The organism is Arcanobacterium sp. (ex Cirak et al. 2026), from assembly GCF_053585065.1.
In genome coordinates, this window is the sequence record NZ_JBQJCE010000009.1 from 23,095 (window position 1) to 37,692 (window position 14,598).

At 53.2% G+C, this 14,598-nt stretch carries 12 protein-coding genes and 1 riboswitch; of the genes, 1 reads left to right on the forward strand and 11 read right to left on the reverse strand.

Annotated features, from left to right (window positions below):
• Positions 1 to 235: 235 nt before the first annotated feature.
• The 4 genes from ACTOVJ_RS05770 to ACTOVJ_RS05785 are packed head-to-tail and all read right to left on the reverse strand — an operon-like array spanning position 236 to position 4,960.
• Positions 236 to 2,824 carry a DEAD/DEAH box helicase gene (locus tag ACTOVJ_RS05770; protein ID WP_449504115.1) on the reverse strand — a complete coding sequence of 863 codons (2,589 nt, stop codon included), beginning with the start codon at positions 2,822 to 2,824 and terminating at the stop codon, positions 236 to 238.
• Positions 2,821 to 3,132, reverse strand: a complete 312-nt coding sequence (locus ACTOVJ_RS05775) for a hypothetical protein (RefSeq protein ID WP_449503616.1) — start codon at positions 3,130 to 3,132, stop codon at positions 2,821 to 2,823. Before ACTOVJ_RS05775 ends, ACTOVJ_RS05770 begins: the two co-directional genes overlap by 4 nt.
• Positions 3,129 to 4,049: a helix-turn-helix transcriptional regulator gene (locus ACTOVJ_RS05780; protein ID WP_449504116.1), complete on the reverse strand. Its 921-nt coding sequence runs from the start codon at positions 4,047 to 4,049 to the stop codon at positions 3,129 to 3,131. Before ACTOVJ_RS05780 ends, ACTOVJ_RS05775 begins: the two co-directional genes overlap by 4 nt.
• Positions 4,046 to 4,960, reverse strand: a complete 915-nt coding sequence (locus ACTOVJ_RS05785) for a helix-turn-helix transcriptional regulator (RefSeq protein WP_449504117.1) — start codon at positions 4,958 to 4,960, stop codon at positions 4,046 to 4,048. Before ACTOVJ_RS05785 ends, ACTOVJ_RS05780 begins: the two co-directional genes overlap by 4 nt.
• 59 nt (positions 4,961 to 5,019) lie before the next feature.
• Here ACTOVJ_RS05785 and ACTOVJ_RS05790 point away from each other — a divergent pair, with 59 nt between their 5' ends.
• Entirely contained in the window at positions 5,020 to 6,111 is a 1,092-nt protein-coding gene (locus ACTOVJ_RS05790) for a DUF3866 family protein (RefSeq protein ID WP_449504118.1), read from the forward strand.
• A gap of 51 nt (positions 6,112 to 6,162) precedes the next feature.
• On the opposite strand, the gene ACTOVJ_RS05795 is transcribed toward ACTOVJ_RS05790, so the two are convergent.
• From ACTOVJ_RS05795 to metK, 7 genes are all read right to left on the reverse strand, one after another.
• Positions 6,163 to 7,113 (reverse strand): ABC transporter substrate-binding protein, encoded by a 951-nt coding sequence (locus ACTOVJ_RS05795; protein ID WP_449502206.1) that lies wholly within the window; start codon positions 7,111 to 7,113, stop codon positions 6,163 to 6,165.
• Positions 7,113 to 7,865, reverse strand: a complete 753-nt coding sequence (locus ACTOVJ_RS05800) for an ABC transporter permease (RefSeq protein ID WP_449503136.1) — start codon at positions 7,863 to 7,865, stop codon at positions 7,113 to 7,115. Before ACTOVJ_RS05800 ends, ACTOVJ_RS05795 begins: the two co-directional genes overlap by 1 nt.
• Positions 7,866 to 7,917: 52 nt before the next feature.
• Positions 7,918 to 8,039, reverse strand: a riboswitch (FMN riboswitch).
• A 67-nt stretch (positions 8,040 to 8,106) separates the two neighbouring features.
• Positions 8,107 to 8,769, reverse strand: coding sequence for a ribulose-phosphate 3-epimerase (gene rpe, locus ACTOVJ_RS05805; RefSeq protein ID WP_449502204.1), 663 nt, complete (start codon positions 8,767 to 8,769; stop codon positions 8,107 to 8,109).
• Positions 8,766 to 10,205 (reverse strand): transcription antitermination factor NusB, encoded by a 1,440-nt coding sequence (locus tag ACTOVJ_RS05810; protein WP_449504119.1) that lies wholly within the window; start codon positions 10,203 to 10,205, stop codon positions 8,766 to 8,768. The genes rpe and ACTOVJ_RS05810 overlap by 4 nt, the downstream gene beginning before the upstream one ends.
• A complete protein-coding gene (fmt, locus tag ACTOVJ_RS05815) occupies positions 10,198 to 11,121 on the reverse strand; it encodes a methionyl-tRNA formyltransferase (RefSeq protein ID WP_449503138.1) in 924 nt (307 codons plus the stop codon). Before fmt ends, ACTOVJ_RS05810 begins: the two co-directional genes overlap by 8 nt.
• A 116-nt stretch (positions 11,122 to 11,237) precedes the next feature.
• A complete protein-coding gene (locus ACTOVJ_RS05820; RefSeq protein ID WP_449504120.1) occupies positions 11,238 to 13,313 on the reverse strand; it encodes a primosomal protein N' family DNA-binding protein in 2,076 nt (691 codons plus the stop codon).
• Between the two features lie 46 nt (positions 13,314 to 13,359).
• Complete coding sequence (gene metK, locus ACTOVJ_RS05825; protein WP_449504121.1) at positions 13,360 to 14,553, reverse strand: methionine adenosyltransferase; 1,194 nt, start codon at positions 14,551 to 14,553, stop codon at positions 13,360 to 13,362.
• Positions 14,554 to 14,598 lie beyond the last annotated feature (45 nt).

Below are 14,598 nucleotides of genomic sequence, written 5' to 3' on the forward strand. Positions count from 1 at the left end.
CGAGCCCCACAACGTTCCTCGGACCGTCACAGTCTCTGACTCTGTCACGTTTTCTATCGAACGCCGTGGGACTCGCTTCACAGCTCATCGCGTAGTTCCACGGTACGGGTCATACCGCTGAAGAATCAAACCCTAGATCGCAGTATCTCTCCGTGTAAACGGAGATTTTCCCACCACATCACCATATGTGCCATGCATCACTTTCTAAGAATCGGAGTGTCTATCGGCGTGTCGCCTATAACCAATCCCAGCGCTTCAGCTTCCTCTTTGCCTCGCCAGCCGTCTGTCCAAACCACAGTCCATCCCCCACGGATTCAATTTGCCCGAGGAGATCAATCAACCGTCGCATTGCTGAGATGAAATCACCAACAACAAGCCGTCCTTCGCGCAGCACGCTCTCGAGTTCGCCGCCGTCGGCCCACCGTGCCACTGCACCCATCGCTCCTGGAAAAGGCTCGGGAGTGCGTGAAATACCAGCATCGGCTTCTAGCATCAACAAGTAATCGACATTCGCACCGATCATTCGCCACGAGTCCCGTAGCGACGGCGACGTCGGCGGACGGCTTCCTAGCCGCCGATCGCACAAGAAGGAGCTTGCGACGCCTGCGAACTCAGCCGGAGTAAGGTCACGCATATTGGGAGCAGCGAGCGAAAGACACACTAGCAAATCTGCCTCGTTGTGAATTCCCTTCAACACATAAGCTCCTGCGCTCGACGTGAGCTGTTCATCGTGGCGCTGAAGATATCCGATGCGCTCTAGGACAGAGGCAGTAGCATCGAACTCTCGAGCGACCGAATCGTCGAAGTTGGCTGCCATGTGTTCAAGCTCAACAATTCGCGCATCGAGTGAGATCAATTCTTCTCCTCGGGCAAGATGTTGGGCTAGATCAGGACACGTATGGACAGGATGTGCGATCAATTCAGCGTTCTCTCGAACCGCAAAACGATCCCATGACCCCATCAAGTCTCGGTCTACCCCGAGTTCACTGCGTTCATCCACAGCGGCGATGATTGATTCGGCTAGCTGTTCACGCACATCGTCATTCTTAAGTGAACGCCCAAATGGAATCTCAACAGATCCTAAATGCCGCATCTGAGCAGAGAGATCTTCCAGACGCAGCCAGTACATTTCGCCAAACGCATTGATCACACGAAGTTTGCCACGTCCGACCGAAAGAACAAGCGCGTATTCAAGTTCGCCACCAATCGCGTATGCATAAAGCTGCCCCGTACCAGCGTCAGCATACGACTGACGGATCCGACGCTGGTACTCAACTTTCGCTTGTCGTCGCTGTGCTTTCGAGGCGCGCGATGCCCCCGCGCGTAGACGCAGATACTCCACCACATCGCCACGGTCACATTCATTGGCAAGCTCGTCTTCGATGTCGGCGAGCCGGGTACGCACACGCGCAAGACGTCCCTGAACCTGGCCCAGATCGGCATTGCGCTGATACTGTGCAAATGATGTCGCCATAATCTGCCGAGCCTGCTCAAGCGAATAGTTCGCTAGCAGATTCACCACCGTGTTATACGACGGGAAGAAAGCGCTGATCAGCGGTTCAATCTGTCCAGCCACAAGCTCTGCAAGCGCGTCATAATCCAGATCATCAGTATCAATAACAACGGCGGTACCAATGTCATCTTTTCCTCGCCTTCCAGCACGGCCAATGAGCTGCGTATATTCAGTTGCCGTGAGATTGACGAAGTCTTCACCGTTAAACTTACGCAATTGGTCAATAATGACGGTCGATACTGGCATATCGATTCCTAAAGCCAACGTTCCTGTAGCGAACACCAATTTCAGTAAACCGGCGTCCATCAGAGATTCGGCCAGCTCCTTCAGAACCGGAAACATACCGGCATGGTGTGCGCTAAAACCACGGCGCATCGCTTTCGCCCAAAATCCCCACCGAACAGCTTTTGCATCTGCATCTGTGAGCGTCTCACGAACGGCGCGAACACGTCGATCAACTTCTCGTTGCGCATCAGGAGAATTCAGAATCACGCCGCTATCGAGAAAATCTGCCACCGCCTGATCGCAACCTTTGCGCGAGAAAATAAAATCGATCGCTGGCAGGAGCCCACGTTCGTCCAATGACGCAATAAGGCGACGACGTCGGGCGGGACTCACTGCCTGACGCTCACGACGCCGAAAACCGGTCTCTTGGCGAGGTTTACGAGCCGGGACACCAGAATCGATCGGTATCAGGGAGCGCCCACGGGCAAGGAACTGTTGTAAAGGAACCGGACGCACAGTGGAGACCACCACTGCTGTCGGGCCACGGACAGAACGCAGCCATCCCGAGAATTCCTCAATATTCGCAACCGTTGCTGAGAGTGAAACGAGTCGTGTATGCGAGGGAAGTTGCAAAATCACTTCCTCCCATACGGGGCCGCGTGATGTATCGCCAAGATAGTGTACTTCGTCAAGGACAACATAGCCGATGTCAGCCACGCCTGCGTCACGTGAGAACAACATGTTGCGCAATACTTCGGTCGTGACAACGACGATCGGGGCGTCGCGATTGATCGTCACATCTCCCGTCAGTAGTCCAACGTTTTCTTCGCCAAGACGTGCAGATAAGTCTTTATACTTCTGGTTCGACAGCGCTTTAATGGGGGCTGTGTAGACACAACGAGAAAGGCGCGCCAGAGCCATTTCGACGGCGAACTCAGCCACCACTGTTTTTCCTGAACCTGTCGGTGCGCATACCAAGACGTCCATGTCACGTTCAAGAGCCTCAATCGCCTCGATTTGGAAAAGGTCAAGAACAATACCGCGATGGGCGTAGTCATCGGCAAAATTTTGGGCAATCGTGCTCACTGTGTTCTCTTTTCAAAAGTTTCTTGTGCTTGTGTCCACCGAACAAGGGCATTATTCAAGCGCCGATCGCGTCCAATAGCCCGCTCGTGACGGATGCGCTCGCGAGCGGCTCGTGCACACGCTTGTCGATCACGTGCGTCTCCTCGATCAGGTTCCTGTCTCGTTTCTGTTCTGGTCTGCGCTACTGACGCACCGAAGTCGGACAGGGAATGAACCACGCGTTTTCCACTGTGCCACACTCCCCTAACTGACCTGACGAAATATACGCTCAGAGTAGTGATTCCGATTCCAAGAATCCACCAGATCATTGACTCTCCTCATAATGTGCCAGAAGTTGGGCCAATTGCGCCCGAGTACTGTGTGACCTTGCCTCGATCAGATCCTGTCCCAAACGGATGCACACAGTTGCTAACCAAAAATCACGTGCTCGAAGGGTGATAGTGAGTGGGTCAGTGCCAGTCGTTTTTTCCACTGGTGCTGTTTGTGCCACCCAACGACCAGTCGGCCGGACGATAATCGATGCCACAGGGCCAAACGGCGTTTCTCTTTCAGTTGCGTATTTCACCGCACTCTTCGCGTCACGTCCAGAAAACTTGGTGTCGGTAATCTCAACGCTGCCGATACGATCGAGGCGGAAGTGCCGCAAGTAGCGATCCCCGACGTCGGCCTTGACATAGGCTGAGCTCCCAGCACATATATCGATAATCCCGACGTCGTAGATTTTCGGGTGTGCGCGCAGTCCATCATTGACCCAATACTCGAGTTGAACACGTTTTCGCTGTCGTTTAGCTTGCACAAGAGTGTCCATCATGTCAGTGCGGATCCGCCTTACCGGTGGCGCCCAGAGAGCCGATGCGTATCCTGCACGCTCTCCGGCTTGCATCAGTTTCTCGCGTAATGCCAAGAGATATTGGGCTGTGTGTTCATCGGATGCTTCCAAAACATTGTCCAAAAGAGCAAGGACGGACATGAGTTCGCCAAGGGTCATCATCGGCGTCTGCACATGCCCAACGAAAGTGACTAATTCATCGTTACTTTCAGGAATGTCCAGATCCCACGGACTGTAAGCACCAGTAGAGTCATTAATCTCAGTGAGGAAAATTTCCTCCAGTTCGGCGCGAATTACTCGTACAGGTGCCGAAAAATGCTGTGCGAGTTGGCAAATCGATGCTGGCGTTGTATCAAGATATGCCATCATCGCAAGTTGACGTGAAAGACTTGTCACTGTGAGACCTCCACCGCGTGTCGCAGACGCGCCACAAAGTCGTCGCGTATGGCCTCAGGGCCAACAAGCTGGATATCAACTCCGTAGAAAATAAGGAGTTCAAAAAGTTCATCACGTGAAATTTGGCGAAGATCTAATCGATCCCATCCCTTATGCGGGCTCGGATCTGTTGCCTCAGTAGCGCGCGCATACAAGGGCGTACATGCGCCGGCTTTGACATCAACAACTGCGTCGATAAGCGAGAATGCATCCTCAACTGCAATTGGCTGCGATGTGATCGCATTTTCAGTGACGATAACCTCACCCACAATACGATCAACCTTAAAAATTTTCACACCCGAGGCGGTTTTACTCCCAATTTGGATAACCTTCCCACGAACATAAAAAGCGCCAAAGTTAATAGTGATCTGCCATGGATCAAGCACATAACGGCGCTGCCCGTGGGTGGAATCATAAATGAAAGCAATACTTTTGCCTTGAGAGATCGCGTGCGCAATGCGCGGAGCCTCGTCCCCCGTCGGAACGCTTGCAGTGTACACTCCCGATGGCCCGCTGTTATGACCTTCTGCAAGAAGCTTATACAACCCCGATTGCGCAGTTTCACCTGGCATCGAGAGCGAACGATGATCGAGGAAGTCACGCAAAACTCCGAGCTCAGCTCCAGTGCCCGTAATATCGATTGCTCCAGTGGTGTTCAGCACGTAACGGTACTCACTCCCCTGAACACTCACCTCATGTCCTGCCTTGCGCAAGTCAGCGATATCCCGAGCAATGAGACGTTTGAGTGTAGGACCTGGCGAATAATCGGCATATGTCGGCAACGCCATTATTTGATTGATCGTGGGCTGCGTCGTACGCAGATACGCTAAAAGCGCGAGTCGTCGCTCAGACGCAGTCCTCTTATTACTCATGGTTTCCACTTTAGTGCACTACTCTTGGAGACGTGATGATGTGGAGAGAAGGAACAATCGTGGCTGAACGCAAGTCGTGGGGCGCAGCCATCGAGTTCACGGTGTCGCTTGGCGCCGATGGTGAAGCCCGCGCGCTGGCGTATGTTCCACAAGTTGGATTGCCGCAGATAGGGGATCGCGTTTTGCTCTCAGCCTCGGCAGTCTCTCGTGGTTTAGGCACCGGCGGATACATGCTGATCGTTGCTATCCCTGACCGACTTCCCGCAGATCCGCTTCCATCCCCCGGGCACATCATGAAAGCTCGATACACACCGATGCAATTCATGGTGCAATCAGTTGATGAGCAGGAATCACCATATTTCGAGCTGCTCAAAGAGGCAGATTCCATCGATGGGATGCCCGTTGTTGTCGCTGACTTACATTCAGCACTCCCGGCAATCGTCGCTGGAATTCACAAAACAGAGCCTGCGGCACGCGTTGCCTATATCCAGACAGACGGCGCCGCACTTCCGGCATGGTTTTCTCAGGCTGCACGATCGATGACCGACACCGGCCATATTCTCGGCACTATCACAGCGGGCCAATCCTACGGTGGTGAACTTGAAGCGATCAATATTCACACAGCACTGCTCGCTGCACGTCTCGTATGGAAAGCCGACGTCGCTGTCGTCACTCAGGGGCCAGGAAACGCAGGCACCGGGACAAAGTGGGGGTTTTCAGGGACTCAAATGGGTGAAGCAATCAATGCAGCCGCGATCTTAGGCGGACAGCCGATTGCGTGTTTGCGTGCCTCAGATGCTGATCCGCGCGAACGACACCGCGGAATTTCACATCACACGATGCGCGTCCTCACCGATATCGTTCACGTCAATGCCATTGTTTCAGCGCCTGCCCTCGATATCCGAGATCCACTGATTGCCCAGATTGACCGTGCCGCTGTTAACAAAATGGAGAATCAAATCGACGAACTCTCAGACCAATATCTCATTGATCGGATTTCCACCCGTGGACTAGTTGCTACGCTCAAAAACGCGCCTGCTCCCCTGCGCTCAATGGGACGTGGCCTCGAACAGGATCCGTTATCCTTTATTGCCGCAGGTGTAGCAGGCATCAGTGCAGGCAAGCGAATACCACGTATGACAGCGAAATAACAAATATGTGGCGGTATATACCGGATATCCGGTATATGCCGCCACATCAATCTATTTCAGTTCGATAAAAGCTTTTGTTACATCAACATGGTTCTTGAGTAGTCCTGACTTGTCCAGGAAATCTGCCATCTTGACCCACTTTTGTCCATCTTGCGCGCCGAATTCTCCGTCTTGGTAGAGCATCATCGTTTGGGCAAGAACATTTTTCGCATTCTCACGCTGCGCATGATCGACAAGCGCAGGAACATATTGTGTGATGATATCGAGTGTCTCTTGTGGATGTTGAACAGCAAAATCTGCACCCTTGTGAAGAGCCTCCACTAGCGCTTTTTGAGTTGATGTGGTCATTTTCTGTGCCATCGAGCCAAGCCCCACAGAAATCAATGGCAGATCTCCAAGCGAAATCGTGCGAACTGGGAATCCTGCATGGGTCATCGACACAGCGTCATTGTTGGCGTAACCGAGTACTGCATCTACTTTCCCAGTTGATAGAGCAGCAGCTTGTGTGTATCCAATAAACTGCGGTGTGGCATGGATACCACGAGCTTTCAACGCCAAAAATGCGAAATAGTTTTCGCCGTAATTGCCCGGCATTCCGATTGTTTTGCCGTTAAGATCATCAAGCGACTTGATGGGAGAATCCTTCCCCACAATCACAACTACTGGGTACTTCCGATACAAAGTCGCAAAGTTCACCACGTCAGTACCTGTGCTTCTGGCGACAAGCATCTCTGAAGCGCCAGCAAAAACAACATCCTCTTTTCCCGAAGCGAGAGCTCCGAAAAGGGCTTCTTGCGCACCGTGATGACGCAACGTTACGTCCACGCCGGCGTCGGAGAAGTACCCCTTCTCTTTGGCAACGTACACGGGTGCAAATTGCACATCGGGAATGTAGGTTAGACCAAACGTCACTGCTGGATCTGCCGACGTCGGTGCTGTTGGTGCTGCGCAGCCTGCCACGAGAGCGACAACAGCAACAATTGTTCCGAGGATTTTCTTCATTATTCTCCAAATAGTGCCAATGCGAGTCGACGCTCGACGCCTCGCACAACTAAGTAGATAGCGATCGCTGTGACCGCCAGAATTGCCACAAGAGCAAACATTCCAGGAACGTCACCGAGGTTCTGAGCCGAGACAAGATTGATTCCCAGGCCGGTTCCTCCGCCAATAACCATCTCCCCTACCACAGCACCGGTCATCGATAATGTCGAGCCTGTCCTCACTCCCGCAAGGATCCCTGGCGATGCCAACGGCAGCTGAATATTCCACCAGAGCTTCAGCGATCCAGCACCGTCCATTCGTGCGGCCCCGATCACTTCTGGATCGACACCTCGCGCGCCGACAGCGGTTGAAACGATGATCGGGAAAATAACCATCACCACAACCAGCGACACAATGGACACGATCCCATACCCGACCCATGTCACGAGAATAGGGGCAACAGCCACGGCAGGGATAGCTTGAGACGCCGCAAGATAAGGCTCAAAAATCTCCGACACCAAACGCCAATTGGCAATTGCGAAACCGACAGGAATCCCAATACTCGCTGCAATCACAGATCCCAGTATGGCTTCGCTCAGGGTTTGAACGGTCATGGGAAGATAAATACCTGCCGCAAATCCCTCGTAGAGTCGGCGCACAACCTCGAATGGGCTCGGGAGCGCCCACGCTCCCACAGTGCCACTAGAGGTAACAAAGATCCACAGCACGATACACCCGATACCGAATGCAAAAGGTGCGACAAAGTGGCGCATGTTGTGTCCTCCCGAGCACTACCCGGGGTGCGCACCCGCAACGAAAGACGGGCACATGCTCCTCCCATCCGGACTTTGACCGTCGGTCGAGGAATTTCACCTCGTCAACCCGCGGATGCGGGCTCGCGGACTTTCACCGCCGGTTCAGACTTACACTGACCCCCGGAGCATTTGCTTCATCGCTAGTTATAGCACACGAATCCGAATCAACGTCAATATTTCGCCGAGCGCAGTAAACCTCTCAGTGCCTATGCCTACTTGCCAATGCCCGCAGCGTTTCGATCTCTTCAGATGCGTCATCAGAGCCGAAAACAGCTGAGCCTGCAACGAATGTGTCTGCTCCGGCGTCGGCAGCACGTTCAATCGTGGAACGTGAGATGCCACCATCGACCTGGATCCAGACGTCGAGTCCACTCTTGCGCACTGCTTCGCGTGTGCGTGAGACTTTCGACATCATGGAGTCGATGAATTTCTGGCCGCCAAAACCGGGTTCCACCGTCATGATCAAAATCATGTCAAATTCATCCAAGATATCGAGCAATGGTTCGATCGGTGTCGCCGGTTTAAGAGCGATACCTGCGCGAGCTCCCATGGCACGAAGCTCACGGGCAAGCCGCAGTGGTGCAGTTGCAGCTTCAGCATGGAAAGTCACCGACTGAGCGCCAGCTTCTACAAATGACGGTGCCCACCGATCAGGATCTTCGATCATCAGATGGGCGTCAATCGGGAGATCAGTGGCGCGCGCGATCGACTCAACCACAGGCATACCGAGTGTGAGATTCGGGACGAAGTGGTTGTCCATGACATCCACATGTGCCCAGTCAGCATTCGAAATTTTCGCCAGTTCGCTTGAAAGATTGGCAAAGTCAGAGTTGAGGATCGAGGGATTAATACGAACACTCATGCGCTCTCCTTTAATGGCTTTGTGATCAGAACAAAGAACATAGCGTCGCTGTGATGAAGATCGGGCCACAGCTGAACCATTTTGTCAGCGGAATCAATCGTCATCTTCGCTTGTGCTGATGCGATGGGGCCAGCGTCAACAAGTTGTGCATCCGTGCGCTCGAGGAATGATTCCACGACAGAACGCGTCTCCTTCAGGTACGGCGAGCATGTCGAGTAGCACATCAGGCCCCCCTCACGTAGAGCAGCGTATCCAGAATCGAGTAGTTTGCCTTGGAGAACTGCCAAGTCGAGAGCATCACGGGCCTCCTTGCGCCAGCGAGCTTCCGGACGACGTCGGAGCGCACCAATTCCAGTACATGGAGCATCGATCAAGATGCGATCGTATGCCTGAGGTTCTTCAACACCAATCTCAGTGCCATCGCCTAAACGAAGATCAACGATATCGCTCCAGTGACGCACTGAATCGGCAACGAGATTCAAGCGATGCTCATGAATTTCGTTGGCGTGAATCCTCGCGCCACGCTTGACTGCGTATGAGGCGAGGGTCGCAGTTTTACCACCTGGCCCCGCGCACATATCGAGCCACAGCCGGTCACGGCCTTCTAGCGGCGCGTTAGCGAGTGTCCGTGCAATCAGTTGCGACCCTTCATCCTGGACACCAGCCAGCCCATCCTTGACAGCAAAGACACGATGCGGTGCACCAGATGTCAGCAAAAGTGCTGAATCAACAAGTTTTCCAGGAGCCGATGTCATCGACCCACGTTCAATATCTGCTTCAAGATCACCCAGTGTGATTGCACGAGCAACAAGGGCAACGTGAGCCGGCGTGTTGTCTGCCTTGAGGACTTTCAAAATGTCTTTGTGAGGTCGACCTGACGCATTGAGAGCTTGAGACAGCGCCCGAATGATCCATCCGGGGTGAGAAAACCATCGTGAAAGGAACGCGACAGAGTTTGCTTTACCGCCAACATCAGTACGAATAATTTCTTGCCATTCCTTCAAACTACGTTCAGATACGCGATGAAGAACTGCATTGACAAATTTTGACGCGCCCGTGCCGATTTCATTGCGCGTCAAAGTGACCGTCTCATTGACAGCAGCATGAGGTGCTGTCCCAAATTCGAGGAGCTGGTGGGCGCCCATGCGGAGCAAGACACGAACTGGAAGGTCTGTGTCCTCAATACGACGTCCCCCCATGCAGTGTTCGAGAATAGCATCCCATCGGCCTTGCAAACGTAAGGTTCCGTAGGCCAGATTCGTGGCATATGCAGAATCACGACGTCCGAAGTGCCATGATCGTAATTGTCGCGGCAAGACGATATTTGCATAAGCACCATCAGCCTCAACGTCCATGAGGACGTTAAAGACAGCTAATCGTGCTTTATCCGACGCCGAACGGCCCGGAACCCAGTGAGAGGGACGTTCCTTAGACATTGTCTACCTCGAATCGTGTATCGCCCTTGAGGCCACGCAACCAGTCAGCTGCTGACATATGTTTCTTACCTGCGGGAGCTACCTGGCTCAACACCACATCTGTACTTCCGGTGCCAGCAATCGCTCGTTTTCCAACAAGTTTGATTTCACCTGCGTTCAGCGACGCCTCGGTGAGAACAGTCACGGGGCCAAGTTTAATACGCGCACCATCAATTGTTGTCCACGGGCCGGGGGACGGTGTGGTTCCAAGAATCATATTGGCAATGCGTTCAGCACTCCACGAAAAATTCACCCGTGCATCCACCGAGGTGAGCTGCGGCGCATAAGTTGGTTCACCCACTTGCGGTGTTGCAACAGCCGTTCCTGCTTCGAGCTGATCGAGAGTACGGCATAGCTGCGCGGCCCCAGCCAGGGCAAGCCTTTCTAGAGTTTCGCCTGCTGTCAATTGCTTATCACGCGAGAACGACTCAATATCAAACACATCTCCGGTGTCAAGGCCAGCTTCGATCTGGAAAACGGATGTTGCGATCTCACTGTCACCATTCATGATGGCGTACTGAACAGGTGCAGCACCACGCCACCGTGGGAGAGCTGAGAAGTGAAGATTGATCCACCCGTGCGTCGGAACATCGAGGAGATTTTTGGGAATGATCAGACCGTAAGCAACCACCGCAACAGCTTCTGGAGCAAGTTGTAAGATTTTTTTATGGATGTCGGTGCCCTTGAGACTTTTCGGAGTCAATACTGGGATGCCAAGTTCTTCTGCAACAGTGTGGACAGGTGAGGCCATCAGCACGCGTTTGCGCCCAACTGGGGCAGGCTCACGCGTGAGAACAGCGATAACCTCATGTTTTTCTGCAAGCAGACGAAGAGATGGCACGGATGTTTCAGGAGTTCCAGCAAAAATAATTCGCACCTGTCTATTCTACTGCCATTATGCTCAATGCCGAATCGGATAGGTCTTTCTCGCATAAGATCACGTCCACGTCAGCGTATTTCCATGGAGACGTCTACTCCGATGATGCATTCATGTCACAGCATGGCATCCATTTTCACACGTACTGTGGGAGCAGTGTGCGCGGCAGAAATCTCGCGAATAGCAGCACGAATGAGCAATGTCCTATCGGCTCGGAAGCTCTCATCGAATCGAAGAAAAATCGTGCGCTGGGATCCGGCTGCTGGCTGAGGCCCTAACACGGTCATCCCTGGGATGACCCCGTGAGCTCCGCCCGTCAGAATAGCCTCAAGGGGAACCTCGTCATCGAGTTCGAGACCTGATGACAGAGCACGAGTTCTCAGTACTAACAGAAACATGCGTAGGTCGTCCCATTCACCCGTCACTTCGCACCAAACCGAGACAGGCGGTTGACTCAACATCTCACGTTCGGTGATGGCTTCGCGAGCCCAAGTATCCCATGAGGAGGTGACTAACGAAATAAGTTGATGAGGAACATCTCCTACAACAAGAAGTTTGCCGCCCTGATCCCTCGGTTTAATTCTGGCAGCAATATGCGCCAAAGTTCGAAGAAAGTAGGTCTCGGCATCAAGGTTCACCGAATGTAACAGGTAGCCCGCGTCAAGAACAACGCCGGCGGCGTAGCCATCGATTGTCGCTGGGGCAATTCCTGGCGTGGAAACGACGATTTTTGGTTTTCTATCAACCTGAGAAATAGATTCGCCGACTCGATTGAGATGGATGGGAACGTCGCGGAATGCACGACCAATTTCCTGCGCAGTGCGATGAGAACCAATCCGCACAGCACGCAACTTCGTAAAGTGGCAATTCGGACACCGAAATGGGAGCGCTGGTGTAGCACAAACATGGCAACGTGGAGGAGCCTGGGGCGAATCAATTCCGAGAGTGCCACCGCATTGAGAGCAAGAAGCAATTTGTCGGCATCGAGCGCAAGCCACCAGCGGAATATACCCAGCACGTGGCACTGTCACAAGTACTGGCCCGTTTTCAAGCCCAGAGCGAATGACTGAAAAGACAGAGGAAGGCATACGCGACCACGGAGCAGATTCATAAACGAAATCGGCCGCATCGAGGAGATGGGCAGATGTTGAGTGATCCCACACAAGGGGTTCAATCAACTCAATTTCGCCTTCACGAGCTGCATGTATGAGAGGTAACGACGGCGCATAGCTTAACGATATAAACGTGGCACCTTCTAGCTCGCAACGAACCCGCAATAGTTCACGCACGTGAATATACGGGCTACGTGGCTCACGCATAGCACTATGATGATCATCAACAATGACCGCACACCCGAGATTTTCAATTGGCGCCCATGCCGCGTTTCGTGTACCAATAACGATTCGAGCGTGGTGGAATCGAACAGCAAGGAATTGGGCGTAACGCTGAGCCTGATCTGTCTGTGAAGTCATCACAGCAATAGGCTCGTCCAGATCAGCAAGTTGCTGAGCAAGAGAATTCGCCATCACTGGTGTTGGAACGACGATGAGGATGCTCTTTGAACGGTTGAGAGCCGTCTCAACGATGGGCTTGACCATCTGCACAATTTTATGTGCTGGCGCGACCCGAACCGACGCTGCGCCACGGTGACCAATGCGAGCAATAAACTCTGCCGCACCGACGTACTGATTCCAGACTCCATAAGTTTTAGGTGCCATTCGCAGGTCAAATTTTGGCGCATCACATGAACCGAAGTCTTTTTCTGCGCGCGCATGACGTTGGGGAACTGCCAGACGCAAGCAATCAGCAACCGACGCAGCTTGCCGCTGTGCAATGACCTCACACAACCGTTCAACGTTTTTGCTGAGAACGGGAAGATTGGAATAGACACGTGCGAGTGGACGCAATGCACCTGAAACCGTTGTCTGTGAATCACGGGCAACGATAAACGCATCGACTTTACGTTGTCCAATGGGAACAACAACGCGTGCTCCAACAGGGACAGAAGCAAACTTCTGAGGGATCTCGTAGTCAAAAATACGATCCATATGCGGCTGAGGCATATCGAGACGTACATGCGCAACAGGAGACTCGACATCGCCTGTGAGCATTCGCGGCACAGGTTCTAGCGTCAGCAGTTCCTCTTGTGCCTGCGCCTCCCCTAGTGAGAAAAGACTGTCAAGTTCGTCCATAACGCAATTGTGTCATAAGGGGAGGAGCACTTTTGACAGCTGCTTGTCACAGAGCGGCAAGAAGATCCTTCACTCGATCTGTCCGTTCCCACGTGAAATCGGCATCGTCACGGCCAAAGTGACCGTAAGCTGCCGTCGCCTTATAGATCGGGCGAAGCAGGTCAAGATCACGAATAATTGCCGCTGGACGAAGATCAAAAACCTTGTTCACAGCAGCCGCGATGCGTTGTGGGTCTGCTTTTTCGGTTCCAAAAGTCTCCACACGAACAGATACAGGGTGAGCCCGACCAATTGCGTACGCCACTTGGACTTCACAACGGTCAGCCAGCTTCGCAGCGACGACATTCTTCGCCACCCAACGTGCAGCATATGCAGCAGATCGGTCAACCTTGGAAGGATCTTTGCCGGAGAAAGCGCCACCGCCGTGACGAGCCATTCCACCGTAGGTATCGACGATGATCTTACGACCAGTCAGGCCAGCATCACCCATCGGCCCGCCGACAACGAAGCGACCAGAAGGATTGACAAGAAGAGTGAAATCATCGTCGGCGAAATCTGACGCGAACTGAGCAAGAACCGGTAGAACAACATGCTCACGGATCGCGTTCGTGAGCCATTCCTGGCTGACATCAGGGTCATGCTGGGTGGAGACCACAACAGTTTCGAGAGAGACCGGCATACCCGTGTCGTCGTAGTTAACCGTCACCTGGGTTTTACCGTCGGGACGTAGCCCGGGGACGACGCCGTCGCGACGAACTTGAGTTAAGCGCTCAGCGAGGCGATGCGAAAGGAATACAGGCATCGGCATCAACTGCGGCGTTTCATTGGTCGCATAACCAAACATCAGCCCCTGGTCGCCAGCACCCTGACGATCAAGTGGGTCAATGTCCCCGCCACTACGTGCTTCGAGAGAATCGTGAACGCCTCCGGCAATATCTGGGGACTGTGCGTCGATCGAGACAGAGACACCACACGAGGTGCCATCAAACCCTACAGCAGACGATGTGTAACCGATTTCGCACACAACTTCACGAACGATCTGCGGAATCTCAACATATGCCTCAGTCGTAATTTCGCCGGCCACGTGAACTTGCCCCGTGGTGACAAGAGTTTCAACCGCCACGTGAGCTGCGGGATCCTCAGCCAAGATCGCATCAAGGATCGCATCGGAAATGCGGTCACTTACCTTGTCCGGATGCCCTTCAGTTACCGACTCCGATGTAAAAGGCTGCAGTGCCATTGTCACTCCTTGTCCAATTGAAAAATTCACCGCGAATAAGGCTAC

Coding starts and splice junctions, on each gene's coding strand:
- ACTOVJ_RS05810 (WP_449504119.1), bottom strand. CDS start 10,205: ATGTCTAAGGAACGTCCCTCTCACTGGGTTCCGGGCCGTTCGGCGTCG.
- ACTOVJ_RS05785 (WP_449504117.1), bottom strand. CDS start 4,960: ATGAGTAATAAGAGGACTGCGTCTGAGCGACGACTCGCGCTTTTAGCG.
- ACTOVJ_RS05820 (WP_449504120.1), bottom strand. CDS start 13,313: ATGGACGAACTTGACAGTCTTTTCTCACTAGGGGAGGCGCAGGCACAA.
- ACTOVJ_RS05775 (WP_449503616.1), bottom strand. CDS start 3,132: ATGATCTGGTGGATTCTTGGAATCGGAATCACTACTCTGAGCGTATAT.
- ACTOVJ_RS05795 (WP_449502206.1), bottom strand. CDS start 7,113: ATGAAGAAAATCCTCGGAACAATTGTTGCTGTTGTCGCTCTCGTGGCA.
- rpe (WP_449502204.1), bottom strand. CDS start 8,769: ATGAGTGTTCGTATTAATCCCTCGATCCTCAACTCTGACTTTGCCAAT.
- metK (WP_449504121.1), bottom strand. CDS start 14,553: ATGGCACTGCAGCCTTTTACATCGGAGTCGGTAACTGAAGGGCATCCG.
- ACTOVJ_RS05800 (WP_449503136.1), bottom strand. CDS start 7,865: ATGCGCCACTTTGTCGCACCTTTTGCATTCGGTATCGGGTGTATCGTG.